This is a genomic window from Amycolatopsis sp. MtRt-6 (assembly GCF_017308975.1).
Taxonomy (GTDB): Bacteria; Actinomycetota; Actinomycetes; order Mycobacteriales; family Pseudonocardiaceae; genus Amycolatopsis.
On record NZ_JADWPD010000009.1, the window covers coordinates 1 to 13710 of the forward strand.

Annotated in this window: 13 protein-coding genes; 8 read left to right on the forward strand and 5 right to left on the reverse strand. The window is 70.7% G+C overall.

What is annotated here, in order from left to right:
• The first annotated feature begins 245 nt into the window (after positions 1 to 245).
• Positions 246 to 869, forward strand: a complete 624-nt coding sequence (locus tag I4Q55_RS16965) for a DsbA family oxidoreductase (protein WP_307793244.1) — start codon at positions 246 to 248, stop codon at positions 867 to 869.
• Here the strand turns inward: I4Q55_RS16965 and I4Q55_RS16970 are convergent.
• Entirely contained in the window at positions 847 to 1029 is a 183-nt protein-coding gene (locus tag I4Q55_RS16970) for a hypothetical protein (RefSeq protein ID WP_091317050.1), read from the reverse strand. The genes I4Q55_RS16965 and I4Q55_RS16970 overlap by 23 nt on opposite strands.
• Positions 1030 to 1206: 177 nt before the next feature.
• Entirely contained in the window at positions 1207 to 2193 is a 987-nt protein-coding gene (locus I4Q55_RS16975; protein WP_242546179.1) for a LacI family DNA-binding transcriptional regulator, read from the reverse strand.
• A gap of 180 nt (positions 2194 to 2373) precedes the next feature.
• Between I4Q55_RS16975 and I4Q55_RS16980 the strand changes: the two genes are divergently transcribed.
• The 6 genes from I4Q55_RS16980 to I4Q55_RS17005 all read left to right on the forward strand — a co-directional run bounded on the left by I4Q55_RS16980 (position 2374) and on the right by I4Q55_RS17005 (position 10850).
• The gene (locus tag I4Q55_RS16980) at positions 2374 to 3303 is read left to right on the forward strand and encodes a carbohydrate ABC transporter permease (protein ID WP_206788891.1); all 930 of its coding nucleotides are present in this window, start codon (positions 2374 to 2376) and stop codon (positions 3301 to 3303) included.
• Between the two features lies 1 nt (position 3304).
• Positions 3305 to 4168, forward strand: a complete 864-nt coding sequence (locus I4Q55_RS16985) for a carbohydrate ABC transporter permease (RefSeq protein WP_206788893.1) — start codon at positions 3305 to 3307, stop codon at positions 4166 to 4168.
• Positions 4169 to 4200: 32 nt separating this feature from the next.
• Positions 4201 to 5541 carry a sugar ABC transporter substrate-binding protein gene (locus tag I4Q55_RS16990; RefSeq protein WP_206788895.1) on the forward strand — a complete coding sequence of 447 codons (1341 nt, stop codon included), beginning with the start codon at positions 4201 to 4203 and terminating at the stop codon, positions 5539 to 5541.
• Complete coding sequence (locus I4Q55_RS16995) at positions 5538 to 7082, forward strand: alpha-N-arabinofuranosidase (protein ID WP_206788897.1); 1545 nt, start codon at positions 5538 to 5540, stop codon at positions 7080 to 7082. Before I4Q55_RS16990 ends, I4Q55_RS16995 begins: the two co-directional genes overlap by 4 nt.
• Positions 7075 to 8829 carry a beta-galactosidase family protein gene (locus I4Q55_RS17000; protein WP_206788898.1) on the forward strand — a complete coding sequence of 585 codons (1755 nt, stop codon included), beginning with the start codon at positions 7075 to 7077 and terminating at the stop codon, positions 8827 to 8829. Before I4Q55_RS16995 ends, I4Q55_RS17000 begins: the two co-directional genes overlap by 8 nt.
• 89 nt (positions 8830 to 8918) lie before the next feature.
• Positions 8919 to 10850 (forward strand): glycoside hydrolase, encoded by a 1932-nt coding sequence (locus tag I4Q55_RS17005; protein ID WP_307793231.1) that lies wholly within the window; start codon positions 8919 to 8921, stop codon positions 10848 to 10850.
• A 51-nt stretch (positions 10851 to 10901) separates the two neighbouring features.
• On the opposite strand, the gene I4Q55_RS17010 is transcribed toward I4Q55_RS17005, so the two are convergent.
• Complete coding sequence (locus I4Q55_RS17010) at positions 10902 to 11237, reverse strand: DUF3140 domain-containing protein (protein WP_206788900.1); 336 nt, start codon at positions 11235 to 11237, stop codon at positions 10902 to 10904.
• 175 nt (positions 11238 to 11412) lie between these two features.
• On the opposite strand from I4Q55_RS17010, the gene I4Q55_RS17015 reads away from it, so the two are divergent.
• Entirely contained in the window at positions 11413 to 12138 is a 726-nt protein-coding gene (locus I4Q55_RS17015; RefSeq protein ID WP_206789209.1) for an ANTAR domain-containing response regulator, read from the forward strand.
• Here the strand turns inward: I4Q55_RS17015 and I4Q55_RS17020 are convergent.
• Both I4Q55_RS17020 and I4Q55_RS17025 read right to left on the reverse strand, forming a co-directional pair.
• Entirely contained in the window at positions 12092 to 12832 is a 741-nt protein-coding gene (locus I4Q55_RS17020; protein WP_206788901.1) for a decarboxylase, read from the reverse strand. The genes I4Q55_RS17015 and I4Q55_RS17020 overlap by 47 nt on opposite strands.
• 8 nt (positions 12833 to 12840) lie before the next feature.
• A complete protein-coding gene (locus tag I4Q55_RS17025) occupies positions 12841 to 13710 on the reverse strand; it encodes a MurR/RpiR family transcriptional regulator (protein ID WP_206788902.1) in 870 nt (289 codons plus the stop codon).

The following is a 13710-nucleotide window of genomic DNA, read 5'->3' on the forward strand; positions in this document are numbered from 1 at the left end:
GGTCCCTCGATGCCACCAGACCCGGTGACACCACCCCCCGGATCATGCGAGCGACTGGGGGCCTGAGTCATGCCGGGCCTGGCGACCACAGCTCCTTGATCAGGAACTACGAAAAAGGTAACGGGGCCGGGTGGCGGAGCCTCCGGCTCGGGGCGAAGCCCCGGATGTCACAGTCCGCAGGTGGGTGCCGGTTACCTTGAAGTGCGCGGCGCCCCTTCGGTTAGGTGGGTGGCGTGCGCGTAGACATCTGGTCCGATCTGGTCTGTCCCTGGTGTTACCTCGGCAAGCGCCGCTTCGAGCGGGCGGTGGCCGAGGTCGGCGTCGACGTCGAGCTGGTGCACCACTCGTTCCAGCTCGACCCGTCGTTCCCGCGCGGGACGTCACGGCCGACGCGCGAGGTACTGGCCGAGAAGTTCGGCCGGACGCTGGAGGAAGCGGACGCGATGGAAGCCGAGATGGAGGAGCGCGCGGCCGCCGACGGCCTCGAGTACCACCTCGACGGCGTCCACATGGGCAACACGGTCGACGGCCACCGCCTGGTCCACCTCGCGGCCGCGCACGGTCTGGCCGACGCCCTCGTCGACCGGCTCTACGCGGCCCACTTCACCGAGCGGCGGTCGTTGTTCGACCGCGATTCCCTGGTCACGCTGGCCGCGGAAGCGGGGTTGGCCGCGGACGAGGCACGAGCGGTACTCGAGTCCGACGCGTACGAAGCGGAAGTGGCGGCGGACGGCGAGCAGGCCCGCGCCCTCGGCGCGTCCGGCGTCCCGTTCTTCGTGATCGACCAGCGGTTCGGCGTGGCGGGAGCCCAGTCGCCGGAGGTGTTCGCCCAGGTGCTGAGGCGGGTCAGCGACGCCGCCGCCGGCTGAACCGCGACCGATCGGTGGCAACGCCGGCGAGGTGCAGGGCAACGCAAAGCAGCCCGGCGGTGGTGAGCGTCCCGGTGGTGATCACGGGCCCGAGCCCGAACCCGGCCAGCTCCATGAGCAGCGCGAGCCCGAACAGAACGGCGGCGAGAATGGCAAGCATGACGGCCTCGTTTCCGTGGGTGGGGCCGAACGGTCCACGCCACTGCGACGTTGGAGGTACCGGCGTTTCCGGCTTGGTGGCCGGTAATTCCCCCGCCCCCGCCCGCTGAAACGGCATCGCGTGATGCCTCCCCAATCACGCGTGATGCCCCTCCGGACACGCGTGATGCCTGGCTCGTCACGCCTGAGGTGGCGCGGTGCTGGAACGGACCACCAGTTCCGTCGGCAGCAACACCGGTTCGCCGGCCTCCGCGCCCGTCTCGATCTCCGCGAGCAGGGCCTTCACCGCGTGGCGGCCTACCGCATCGAACGACTGGCGGATCGTCGTCAGCGGGGGCCAGAAGTGGGCCGCCTCCTCCATGTCGTCGAACCCGACCACGCTCACGTCGGAGGGGACGCGGCGGCCCGTCTCGTGCAACGCGCGCAGCAGGCCCAAGGCCATCTGGTCGTTCGCCGCGAACACCGCCGTCACCGCCGGGTCCGCCGCCAGGCGCAGGCCCGCCTGGTAGCCCGACTCCGGTGACCAGTCGCCGACCAGCGCCGGCGGCACCACGCACCCCGCCCGCTCCAATGTGGCCTGCCACGACTTCCGGCGGCGCTCGGCCGAATACGACTGCGGCGGGCCCGCGATGTGCCAGACCGTCTTGTGCCCCAGTGACAGCAGGTGGCTCGTTGCCCGGGCCGCGCCGTCCGCCTGGTCGTTGTCCACCACCGGGTAGTCGTAACGAGCACTGGAGTCGATCACCACCACCGGGAGCCCGTGCGGCAGTTCGATCTCGCTTTGGTCAAGCTGGTGCTGCTCGATCAGGATGATCACGCCGTCGACGGCCTGCTCGTTCAACGTGCTGAACGCGCCCGTCACCTCGCCCTGGGTCGGGCGCGTCACCGGCATCAGGATGATCGAAAACCCCTCCGGGACGACCGCCGCCGCGATGGCGTCGAGGGTGCGGCTGTTGCCGAACGTCGGGAGCGCCGAAATGATCACGCCGATGCTGCGGAACTGGCCGTTGCGCAGGGCGCGGGCCGCGCTGTTGGGCCGGTAGCCGATGCGCCGCATCGCGGCCAGGACGCGCTCGCGCGTGGCGTCGTCCACATTGGTCTTGCCGTTCGCCACCCGGGAGACCGTCTGGCCGGACACCCCCGCCTCGCGGGCCACGTCCGCCATCGACGGTCCCCGCCGCCGGGCGGCGCGGCCGGAGGCGGGCGGGGTCACTGAGGGGGGCGGCACGGTCACTCCTGGGTGTCCTGGACATGTTTACGTCAACACGTTACTCTGCGGCCGTCCATGTTGACGTAAACATCGCGCCAGGTCCAGTGCCCGGCGCACGCACCACTCGGAGAGACGATGACGTCCACAGCGGCTCCGCCCGCCCCGGTGCCCGCGCGCCGGGCGCCCGCGGCCCGCCGGCCGCGGCGGAAATGGCGGGGCTGGCTCTTCGTCGCCCCCTTCATGGTCGTGTTCGCGCTGGCCTTCATCGCGCCGGTCGTCTACGCGTTCGTGCTCAGCCTCTACCGCGACCAGGCCTTCTTCGGCGGCACGGTGTTCGTCGGCGCCGACAACTACATCCAGGTGTTCGGCGACCCGAAATTCTGGGACGCCTTCCAGCGGGTGCTGGTGTTCCTCGTCGTGCAGGTGCCGATCATGCTGGTGCTCGCCCTGATCGCGGCGCTGGCGATCGACAGCGCCCGGCTGCACGCCGCCGGGTTCTTCCGCATCGTGATCTTCCTGCCGTACGCGGTGCCCGCCGTCGTCGCCGCGCTGATGTGGGGCTTCATCTACGGTGACCACTTCGGACTCGCGGCCGACCTGAACCACCTGCTGGGCACCGACTCGATCAAGCCGCTGTCGCAGAACTGGCTGCTCACGTCGATCGGCAACGTCGTCACGTGGGAGTTCGTCGGCTACAACATGCTCATCTTCTACTCCGCGCTGAAGGTGATCCCCAAGGAGCTGTTCGAGGCGGCCGCGATCGACGGCGCCGGCACGTTCCGCACGATCCTGTCCGTCAAGCTCCCCGCGATCCGGGGCGCCATCGTGGTCGCGACGATCTTCTCGATCATCGGCAGCTTCCAGCTGTTCAACGAGCCGAACATCATGCGCAACCTCGTGCCGAACATGATCGTCACGAACTACACGCCGAACATGTACGCCTACAACCTTTCCTTCAACGGGCAGCAGTACAACTACTCCGCCGCCGTCGCGATCGTGATGGGCGTGATCACCGCGGTCATCGCCTACGTCGTGCAGCTGCGCGGCTCCCGGAAGGAGATGTGACATGGCCACGTTCTCAGTGACCAAGCCCCGCAAGTCGCGTGTCCTCACCGGCTTCATGGCGCTCTACCTGCTCTACACGCTGGTTCCCCTGGTGTGGCTGATCATCAACGCGACCAAGACCCAGCCGGACCTGTTCTCGACGTCGGGGCTGTCCTTCGGCGGCACGTTCGCGCTGTTCGAAAACATCGGCCAGACGTTCACCTACAACGACGGCATCTTCTTCCGCTGGCTCGGCAACACCCTGCTCTACGTCGTGGTCGGCGCCGGTGGTGCGACGATCCTCGCCACGGCGGCGGGCTACGGGCTGGCCAAGTACCGCTTCCCCGGCCGCCGCGGCGTGTTCGCCGTCGTCCTCGGGGCCGTGGCCGTGCCGCCGACGGCGCTGGCCGTGCCGACGTTCCTGATGTTCAGCAAGATGGGGCTGACGAACACGCCGTGGGCGGTCCTCATCCCGTCGCTGATCAGCCCGTTCGGCCTGTACCTGATCTGGGTCTACGCCGCCGACGCCATTCCCGACGAACTCCTGGAAGCGGCGCGGATCGACGGCGCGGGCGAGATCCGCATCTTCCTCACCGTGACGCTGCGCCAGCTGGTCCCCGGGATCATCACGGTCTCGCTGTTCACCATGGTGCAGACGTGGAACAACTACTTCCTGCCGCTGATCATGCTCAGCGAGCCGAAGTGGTATCCGCTGACCGTCGGGCTCAACCAGTGGAGCGCCCAGGCCAACGGGGCCGGCGCCCAGCCGATCTTCAACCTGGTCCTCACCGGGTCGTTGCTCACGATCATCCCCCTAGTCGTCGCTTTCCTGCTCATGCAACGGTTCTGGCAATCGGGCCTGAGCGCCGGCAGCGTCAAGCAGTAAACCCGCGTCACACCGCCGTGAAGGGACATCCGATGTCAAGAATCCGCACTCGCGCCAAGGCGTTCGCCGCCGTCGCGCTGGCCGCCGCGCTCGCGGTCGGCTGCTCGTCCGGGGGCACGTCCTCCGCGCCCGCCGCCACCGGCACCCAGGACTCCGTCGACGCCGCGCTGAAGGCCGGCGGCGAGATCACGTACTGGAGCTGGACCCCGTCCGCCAAGGACCAGGTGGCCGCGTTCCAGAAGGAGTACCCGAACGTCAAGGTCAACTACGTCAACGCGGGTACCAACAAGGACGAGTACACCAAGCTCCAGAACGCGATCAAGGCCGGCTCGGGTGCTCCCGACGTCGCCCAGATCGAGTACTACGCCCTCCCGCAGTTCGCGCTGACCGATTCACTGGTCGACCTGAACTCCTACGGCTTCGGGGCGTTCGAAAAGGACTACAGCGCCTCGACGTGGGCGCAGGTCAAGAACGGCAACGGGCTCTACGGCCTCCCGCAGGACTCCGGCCCGATGGCGCTGTTCTACAACAAGGAAGTCTTCGACAAGTACGGCATCGCCGTGCCCAAGACCTGGGCCGAGTACGTCGACGCGGCGAAGAAGCTGCACACCGCCGACCCGACCAAGTACATCACCGCCGACACCGGTGACGCCGGGTTCACGCTGAGCATGATCTGGCAGGCGGGCGGGCACCCGTTCTCCGTCGACGGCCGGAACGTGAAGATCAACCTGGGCGACGCCGGCACCAAGAAGTGGACGTCGGTCTGGAACCAGCTGGTCGAGGGCAAGCTGCTCTCCCCGATCGCGGGCTGGTCCGACGACTGGTTCCGCGCCCTCGGCGACGGCACCATCGCGACCCTGCCCACCGGCGCCTGGATGCCCGGCAACTTCATCTCCTCGGTGACCGCGGGCAGCGGCAAGTGGGCCGTGGCGCCGATGCCGACCTACGACGGGCAGAAGGCCGTCACCGCGGAAAACGGCGGCAGCACCCAGTCCGTGATGAAGCAGAGCAAGAACCCGGCGCTGGCCGCGGCGTTCGTGCGCTGGCTCAACCACGGCGGCGGCGTCCAGCCGTTCATCAAGAGCGGCGGCTTCCCGTCCACCACGGCCGACCTGACCTCGCCCGCGTTCGTCGACCAGGCCATGCCGTACTTCGGTGGCCAGAAGGTCAACCAGGTGCTGACCCAGGCGTCGAAGGACGTCGCCCCGGGCTGGACCTACCTGCCGTACCAGACCTACGCGAACAGCATCTACAGCGACACCGTCGGCAAGGCCTACCTCTCGAACACCGGCCTCGACGCCGGGCTGGCGGCCTGGCAGCAGGCGCTGGTCGACTACGGCAACCAGCAGGGCTTCACGGTCAGCGCGGGATGACCGTCCACATCGAAGGCGACGCGGGCCAGGTCATCGGCCCGGTCCCGCGTCGCCTCTTCGGCTCGTTCGTCGAGCACATGGGCCGGTCGGTCCACACCGGGCTGTACGAGCCCGGACACTCCACATCGGACGATCGCGGCTTCCGCGGCGACGTCCTGGAGCTGGTCCGGGAACTCGGGCCGACCGTGCTCCGCTACCCCGGTGGCAACTTCGTCTCCGGCTACCGCTGGGAAGACGGCGTCGGGCCGGTCGAGGACCGGCCCGTCCGGTTGGACCCGGCGTGGCACAGCGTGGAATCCAACCGCTTCGGCCTGCACGAATTCGTCGCGTGGGCCGAAGCCGCGGGTGCCGAGGTGATGTACGCCGTCAACCTCGGCACCCGCGGCATCCAGGAAGCCGCCGACGTCCTGGAGTACTGCAACCACGCGGCCGGGACGGAACTGAGCGAGCGGCGGCGCGCGAACGGCGCCGACCGCCCGTTCGGCTTCAAGCTGTGGTGCCTGGGCAACGAGATGGACGGCCCCTGGCAGATCGGCCACAAGACGGCCGAGGAGTACGGCCGCCTGGCCGCGGAGACCGCGCGGCTCATGCGGATGATCGACCCCGATCTCGAGCTGGTCGTGGCGGGCAGTTCGCACGCCGACATGCCGACGTTCGGCTCGTGGGAGCGCACGGTGCTGCGCCACACCGCGGAACTGGTCGACCACATCTCGCTGCACGCCTACTACCAGGAGCTGCACGGCGACACCGACAGCTACCTGGCCAGTGGCGCCGCGCTGGACCGCTACATCCGCACGACGGCGGGGGTCATCGACGAAACCCTCGCCGAGCTGGGTCTCGACAAGAAGATCGGGATCAGCGTCGACGAGTGGAACGTCTGGGACCTGCGCCGCTGGAACGAGGTCGACCAGGCGAAGCTCGCCGAGGGCGGCTGGAAGCACCACCCGCGGATCATCGAGGACACCTACACCGTCACCGACGCGGTCGTCGTCGGCTCGCTGCTGAGTTCGTTGCTGCGCAACGTCGACCGCGTCACCATGGCGAACCAGGCGCAGCTGGTGAACGTCATCGCGCCGATCAAGACCGAGCCGGGGGGCCCGGCGTGGCGGCAGACGACGTTCCACCCGTTCCAGCGGGTGGCCGCGCTGGCCGGTGGGGCGAGCCTGCGCCTGGCGGTCGACGGCGACCGGCTCCGCACCGCGCAGCACGGCGAAGTCGACCTCGTCGACGTCGCCGCGACGGTCGAGGAGTCCGGGCGCGGGGCGGTGTTCCTGACCAACCGCGCGACGGCGTCGCCGACCGAGGTCCGGATCCGCCTCCGCGGCGCCCGCTTCGGCGTCTACGCCGCGGAAACGCTGACCACACCCGACGGCGAGACCCGCCACACCGTGAACACCGCCGACGCACAACCGGTCCGGCCGGTGCCGCTACCCGGCACGGTCGCGACGTCCGATCCCGGGGGGACCACCATCACCGTGACACTGCCACCGCTGTCCTGGACCGTGCTCCAGCTGACCCCGCAGGCGGGTCCGCATGCCTGAGTTCGCCATCGGGGAGCACGACTTCCTGCTCGACGGCCGCCCGTTCCGCATCCTGTCCGGCGCCCTGCACTACTTCCGGGTGCACCCGGACCTGTGGGCCGACCGGATCGACAAGGCCCGGCGGATGGGGCTCAACACCATCGAGACGTACGTGGCGTGGAACGCGCACGCCCCCGAGCCCGGCACGTTCGACCTGACCGGCGGGCTCGACCTGGACCGTTTCCTGCGCCTGGTCGCCGACGCCGGGATGTACGCGATCGTGCGGCCCGGCCCGTACATCTGCGCCGAGTGGGACAACGGCGGGCTGCCGGCCTGGCTGTTCCGCGACCCGGCGGTCGGGGTGCGCCGGTACGAGCCGAAGTACCTGGACGCCGTCCGCGACTACCTGACGAAGGTGTACGAGGTCGTCGTCCCGCACCAGATCGACCGCGGCGGCCCGGTGCTGCTGGTCCAGGTCGAGAACGAGTACGGCGCGTTCGGCGACGACAAGCGCTACCTGAAAGCGCTTGCCGACCACACGCGCGAGTCCGGCGTCACCGTGCCACTGACCACAGTGGACCAGCCGACGCCGGAGATGCTGGCGGCGGGCAGCCTCGACGGGCTGCACCGCACCGCGTCGTTCGGGTCCGCCGCCGAGGCCCGCCTGGCGACGCTGCGCGCGCACCAGCCGACCGGGCCGCTGATGTGCAGCGAGTTCTGGAACGGCTGGTTCGACCACTGGGGCGCCCACCACCACACGACGTCGGCCGCGGACTCGGCGGCGGAGCTCGACGCGCTGCTCGCCGCGGGCGCGTCGGTCAACCTCTACATGTTCCACGGCGGCACCAACTTCGGTCTCACGAACGGCGCCAACGACAAGGGCGTCTACCAGCCGCTGATCACGTCCTACGACTACGACGCGCCGCTGGACGAAGCCGGTGACCCGACGCCGAAGTACCACGCCTTCCGCGACGTGATCGCCCGCTACCACAAGGTGCCCGACACGGTCCCGCCGCCGGCCCGGCCCGCGCCGACACCGAGCGGGCTCCTGCGTGACCCCGTCCGGCTGCTCGACGCGCCGGAACGCTGGGGCACCTGGGAGTTCCACGAGGACCTGCCCGCGTTCGACGCGCTCACGCCGATGCCGCAGCTCGCGCTCCTGCGCACGAGGATCGAGGGCGACCGGCCCGGCGTGCTGACCTTCGGCGAGGTCCGCGACCGCGCCACGGTGTTCTTCGACGGCGACCTCGTCGGCACCCTCAGCCGGGACCACCACGAGCGCGCCATCCCGCTGCCGCGCGCGGCCGGCGAGCTGCTGGTGCTGGTCGAGGACCAGGGCCGCGTCGACTACGGCCCGCGCATCGGCGAGGCGAAGGGCATCATCGGCGGGGCGGCGCTGCACGGCGAGCCGCTGACCGGCTGGGACGTGCTGCCGTTCGACCTGCCCGCGCTGCCTTCGCTGCGGCCTGACGCGCCGGAGTCCGTGGCGGGCGCGGTGGCAGGTCCGGTGGTGCTGCGCGCCGAGATCGACGTCGACGAGCCCGCCGACCTGTTCCTCGACACCGGGGAGTGGGGCAAGGGCGTCGCGTGGTTCAACGGGTTCGCGCTAGGCCGGTACTGGCGGCGCGGTCCGCAACGGACGTTGTACGTGCCGCGCCCGGTGGTCCGGGCCGGCGCCAACGAACTGGTCGTGCTCGAACTCGGCACGATGCTCGACCCCGCGGCCCGGTTCGTGCCGCGGCCGCTGCTCGGCCACACCGAGGCCTGAAAACCGTCCCCACCGCACCGAAGGGCAGTTCGACGATGAACTTGCGGCGTTTGCTCACCGTCCTTTGTGTACCGATTGTCGCGACCGGCGTGGCGGCGGCGCCCGCGGAAGCGGCCACCGCCGTCACGGTCAAGCCGGACCCGACCTACCGGCAGCAGCCGTTCGACGGCTGGGGTGCCAGCCTGGCCTGGATGGCCGAGGCGACCGGCGGCTACCCCGACGCCATCCGGAACAAGCTGGCGGACCTGGTCTTCGGCCCGGACGGGCTGAACCTGAACATCGCCCGGTTCAACGTCGGCGGCGGCAACGCCCCCGACGTCCCGCCGTACCTGCGTGCGGGTGCCGCGGTGCCGGGCTGGTGGAAGGCACCGGCCGGCACCACCCGAAACGACAAGGACTGGTGGACCCCCGGCGACCCGGCCGAGTTCGACCCGAAGGCCGACCCCAACCAGCGCTGGTGGGTCGACAAGATCAAGAACCGCGTCACGAAGTGGGAGGCGTTCAGCAACTCGCCGCCGTACTTCCAGACCGTGTCCGGCTACGTCTCGGGTGGTTTCAACGCCACCGACGAGCAGCTGCGCTCCGACAAGATCGGCGACTTCACCGCCTACATGACGCAGGTCGTGCGCACCCTCGAAAAGGCGCACGGCATCAGGTTCGCGTCGGTGAACCCGCTGAACGAGCCCAACACGAACTACTGGAAGACCACGCTCGGCGCCGACGGCAACCCGACCGGCGGGCGGCAGGAAGGCGCGCACATCGGGCCGTCGGTCCAGTCGCAGCTGATCCCGGCGATGGCCGCGGCCCTGAAGTCGGCCGGGTCGCGGGCGATCGTCTCCGCGCCCGACGAGACCAACCCGGACATCTTCGCCGCGGACTGGAACGGCTGGTCGGCCGACGCCCGCGCGGCGGCGGGCCGGCTCAACGTGCACACCTACGGCACCGGCAACCGGCCGGTCCCGCGTGACCTGGCCAAGGGCGCGGACAAGCCGTTGTGGATGAGCGAGGTCGGCGGCAGCTGGCTCGACCGGCAGGACTTCACGAACATGGACCCCGGCCTCGGCATGGCCAAGCAGATCACCGACGACCTGCGGCTGCTGGAACCGAGCGCGTGGGTCAGCTGGCAGCCGATCGAGGACTACAACAACATGAAGCCGGGCGGCGAGTCCGCGGCCGGGATGAACTGGGGCGAGATCCAGGTCCCGTTCGACTGCCCGAAGAACGCCACCCTGCAGACGTGCCAGATCAAGACGAACACGAAGTTCAACACGATGCGCAACTTCACCCACTACATCAAGCCGGGTGACCGGCTGATCGGGGTGAACGACACCGCGTCGACGGTCGCGATGCGCGGCGAGGACCTGTCGGCGGTCGTGCACACCAACGCGGGCACCGACGACCAGGACGTCACGCTGGACCTGTCGGGCTTCCGGACCGTGCGCCCGGGCGCGTCGGTGACGCCGGTCGTCACCGACGTCAACGGGGCACTGCAGCGCGGCAAGCCGGTGCGCGTCGCGGCGGGCAAGGCGACGCTGCGGGTGCCGGCGCGCTCGGTCACGACGTTCCTCGTCAACGGCGTCTCGTCGACGGCGGCCGGCACGGGCATCGGCTCGGGCAAGCCGTTCACCTTCACCGGCGTCCAGAGCGGCAAGTCGCTGTCGGCGGAGAACGGCACGCTGGTGCAGCGCACGACGGACGCTTCGGCGCCCGCGCAGCGCTGGACACTCACCGACCGCACGGGCCGCTACGGCAACCGCGACCGGTTCACCATCACCAACGCGGGTACGGGCCAGGTGCTGAGCACGGCCGGTGGCGCGGTGACGCTGGCGGCGCCGGGCACGTGCGACCTCGCGGCGCAGTGGACGCTGTCCACCACCGGCGACGGCACCTGGACGTTCGTCAACGCGGCGAGCGGCCAGCTGCTCGACGTGACCGGCGAGTCCCGCGAGGACGGCGCCCGGATCGGCCTGTACAAGCCGACCAACGGGGCGAACCAGCGCTGGCAGGCCATCGCCGGCTGACCGGGGAACCCGCTGAAGGCCACCACCAGTTCGCTGGTGGTGGCCTTCTTTTTATGCGGGTTTGAGCGGGTCGTGACCGATCGACATCAGGCGGTGGCGCCAGTGGGCCTCGCCCGCGGTCGGTTCCAGGTCGTCGCGGCGCTCCGAGAGCACCCGGTCGACCACCTTCCGCATCACGCCGGCGTCGTGGGCGTCCACGTCGGACTTGCGCTTGCGCAGGATGGCCAGCACCTCGTTGCCGGTCGGCGGGCCTGCTTCGCCGGGGAGCGGCTCGGTCTCCGGGCCCGCGTCGCGGGTGCGCAGCCAGTCCTCCAGCTCGCGCGAGGTCATGTTCACCACCCGGTGGAACTCCGTCCACAGCTCGTCGTCAACAGCCGGATTGTCCATCTTCGTCGGCTACCCGGCGCGGCCTACGTCAAACCGGGCTCCCGCGGCCGGTAGAATTCGCCCGGACCCGTTGAAACGCCAGCGGTGGTCTCTGTTGACACTGCTGGCGAGCTCATCCCCGTGCTCGCCGCTTGACGCATGGGAGGGGTGGGCCTTGCCGACCACTGGCGACGGCATGGCGGAGCGGGTCGACGAGCTGAACGCCGTCCTGGCCGATCTCGTCGGGGTCCTCGAATCGATGTCCGACACGCCCGGCCTGCTCGACGCGGTCTGCGGCGAGGCGGTCCGGGTGGTCCCGGACGCGGACCTGGCCAGCATCATGGTCGTCCGCGACGGCGTGACGCAGACCGCGGCCTTCACCGACGAGCGCGCCCGGCGCATCGACGACGTCCAATACGCGGCGGGCGACGGTCCGGGCCTGCTCGCGGCGCTGACGGGCGAGGTGGTCCGGGTGGCGGTCGCGGAGACGGGCGGCCAGTGGCCCGAATTCGTGGCGGCGGCCAAGGAACTCGGTGTGGGCAGCTACCTGGCGGTCCCGCTGCGGGTGGACGACACGCTGGTCGGCGCGATCACGCTGTTCGGTTTCGAGACCCACGGCTACCACGAGTTCGACACGAAGGTGCTGCGGCTGTTCACGTTGTGCGTGGAGACGGTGCTGCGGCTGACCCGCCGCTACCGCGAGGCGCGGCGGCTGGCGGACGAGCTGCGCAACGCGATGGAGACGCGCGCGGTGATCGAGCAGGCCAAGGGCATGCTGATGCTGATCCACCGCGTCACCGAGGACGCGGCGATGCACCGGCTGATCGTGGAGTCCCAGCACACGAACATCAAGCTGCGGGACGTGGCGGCCCGGTTCACGAAGCGGATGAGCTCGGCGGACGGCGGCCCGGCCCGGCGCTGAACAGCGTCCCCAGGCCGTCCTGCGCCGGCGTCGCCCCGACGGCGTCCCAGACGGTGACCGCGGTCGCCGTGAGCACGGGCTTCCCGAGCCGCTCTTCCAGCTCGGCGAGCAGGGGTGTGGTGTGCAGGGCGGTCTCGGGGACGAGCACGGCGTCGGCGTCCTCGTGGCCGGCCGCCACGGCGAGCTCGGTGATCCGCTGCCCGTCCCAGGCGGCGAGCGCGCGATCGGAACCCGCGTCGGCCGAGACGGCGTGCACCGTCGTCACCCCCGCCTCGGCGAGGAAACCGGCGAAGGCGGCGGTCAGGTCCGGGTGGTAGACGGACGCGAGCGCCACGCGGCCGGCGTCCAGCCGCTCGAGGGCGGCGAGGTAGGCCAGTGACGTGCTGCTCGCCGGGACGCCGAGGTGGCCGGTGAGCGCTCGCGCCTGGTCGCGGGCGCCGTCGAGGCCGTGGGTGAAACTGCAGCTGGAGCACGCCCAGCTGACGACGTCCGGCGTGGCCGGCAGCCGGTCGGCGGCCGCGGTGAGACGCGCGGGCGTCCCGAGCGCCCGCGCGGCGGCGGTCTGGCCGGTCGCGTCGGGATCCCCTTCGACGTAGGCGAAGTCGAGGTCCGGAGCGGGGTCGAGCCGGCGGCAGAGGGCGGCGAAGTCGTCTTCGCCGCGGTCTCGGGTCGGGTACAGCAGGCCGATGCGCATGCCTCCGGTTACCCCGACGGGCGCCGGTGCAACAGGTCGAAGCGGGACCACATCGCTTCGGCCGCCTCGATCGACTCGCTCGTGCGGGCCGGGTCGACCGCCGCCAGCTGGGCCACGATGGCCTGGGCCAGTGCCATGCCCGCGGTCAGCGACGGGAAGAACGTCACGCCCTCCGCCGGCACCATCAGCACGTGCTCCGCCGCGCTCGCGAGGGCCGGGCTGGCCGCGTCCGTGATCGCGAAGACCCGGGCGCCGCGGTCGCGGGCCTCGTTCGCCGCCAGGACCGTGCTCTCGTACAGGCGCCAGAAACTGATCGCCACCAGGACGTCGCCGGCCGTCAGCTTGGCCGTCTGGTTGGCCAGCTCCGCGTCGCCCGCCGTCACCGCGTGGACGTCGTAGCCCGCCAGGCGCGCGTTGTGCGCCATCGCGATGCCGACCGCCGCGTAGCTGCCGTCGGCGATCACCAGCGTGCGGCGGGCCGCCGCGATCGCCCGCGCCACCGTGCGCAGCACCTCCTCGTCGAACCGCCGGTTCAGCAACGCGAGGCTGTCGAGGTCGCGGCGCAGGGACGCCGACCCCGGGGAGCCGACGTCGCGGTGCTCCTCGGCGACCTGCGGGGCGCTCAGCGACGACAGGTACCGCGCCCGCAGCTCCTGCTGCAACGCCGGCCAGCCCGCGAAGCCGAGCGCCTGTGCCGTGCGTGTCACCGTCGCGACGTTGACGCCGGCCAGCTGCGCCAGCTCGGCCGTCGATCCGAAGGACGCCCGCCGCGGCTGGGAGACCAGCACCTCCAGCACCGCGGCCGACTTCGGCCGCAGGCCCCGTTCGGGCAGCCGGTCGCGCAGCCACGCCTCGAAACCGTCGTCGGTCTCCGCCAC

Excerpts from the sequence above, each read along its gene's own strand:
- I4Q55_RS16990 (WP_206788895.1), top strand. The coding sequence starts at position 4,201 with ATGTCAAGAATCCGCACTCGCGCCAAGGCGTTCGCCGCCGTCGCGCTG.
- I4Q55_RS17010 (WP_206788900.1), bottom strand. The coding sequence starts at position 11,237 with ATGGACAATCCGGCTGTTGACGACGAGCTGTGGACGGAGTTCCACCGG.
- I4Q55_RS16995 (WP_206788897.1), top strand. The coding sequence starts at position 5,538 with ATGACCGTCCACATCGAAGGCGACGCGGGCCAGGTCATCGGCCCGGTC.
- I4Q55_RS16970 (WP_091317050.1), bottom strand. The coding sequence starts at position 1,029 with ATGCTTGCCATTCTCGCCGCCGTTCTGTTCGGGCTCGCGCTGCTCATG.
- I4Q55_RS16985 (WP_206788893.1), top strand. The coding sequence starts at position 3,305 with ATGGCCACGTTCTCAGTGACCAAGCCCCGCAAGTCGCGTGTCCTCACC.
- I4Q55_RS16975 (WP_242546179.1), bottom strand. The coding sequence starts at position 2,193 with ATGGCGGACGTGGCCCGCGAGGCGGGGGTGTCCGGCCAGACGGTCTCC.
- I4Q55_RS17000 (WP_206788898.1), top strand. The coding sequence starts at position 7,075 with ATGCCTGAGTTCGCCATCGGGGAGCACGACTTCCTGCTCGACGGCCGC.
- I4Q55_RS17020 (WP_206788901.1), bottom strand. The coding sequence starts at position 12,832 with ATGCGCATCGGCCTGCTGTACCCGACCCGAGACCGCGGCGAAGACGAC.
- I4Q55_RS16980 (WP_206788891.1), top strand. The coding sequence starts at position 2,374 with ATGACGTCCACAGCGGCTCCGCCCGCCCCGGTGCCCGCGCGCCGGGCG.
- I4Q55_RS17015 (WP_206789209.1), top strand. The coding sequence starts at position 11,413 with ATGGCGGAGCGGGTCGACGAGCTGAACGCCGTCCTGGCCGATCTCGTC.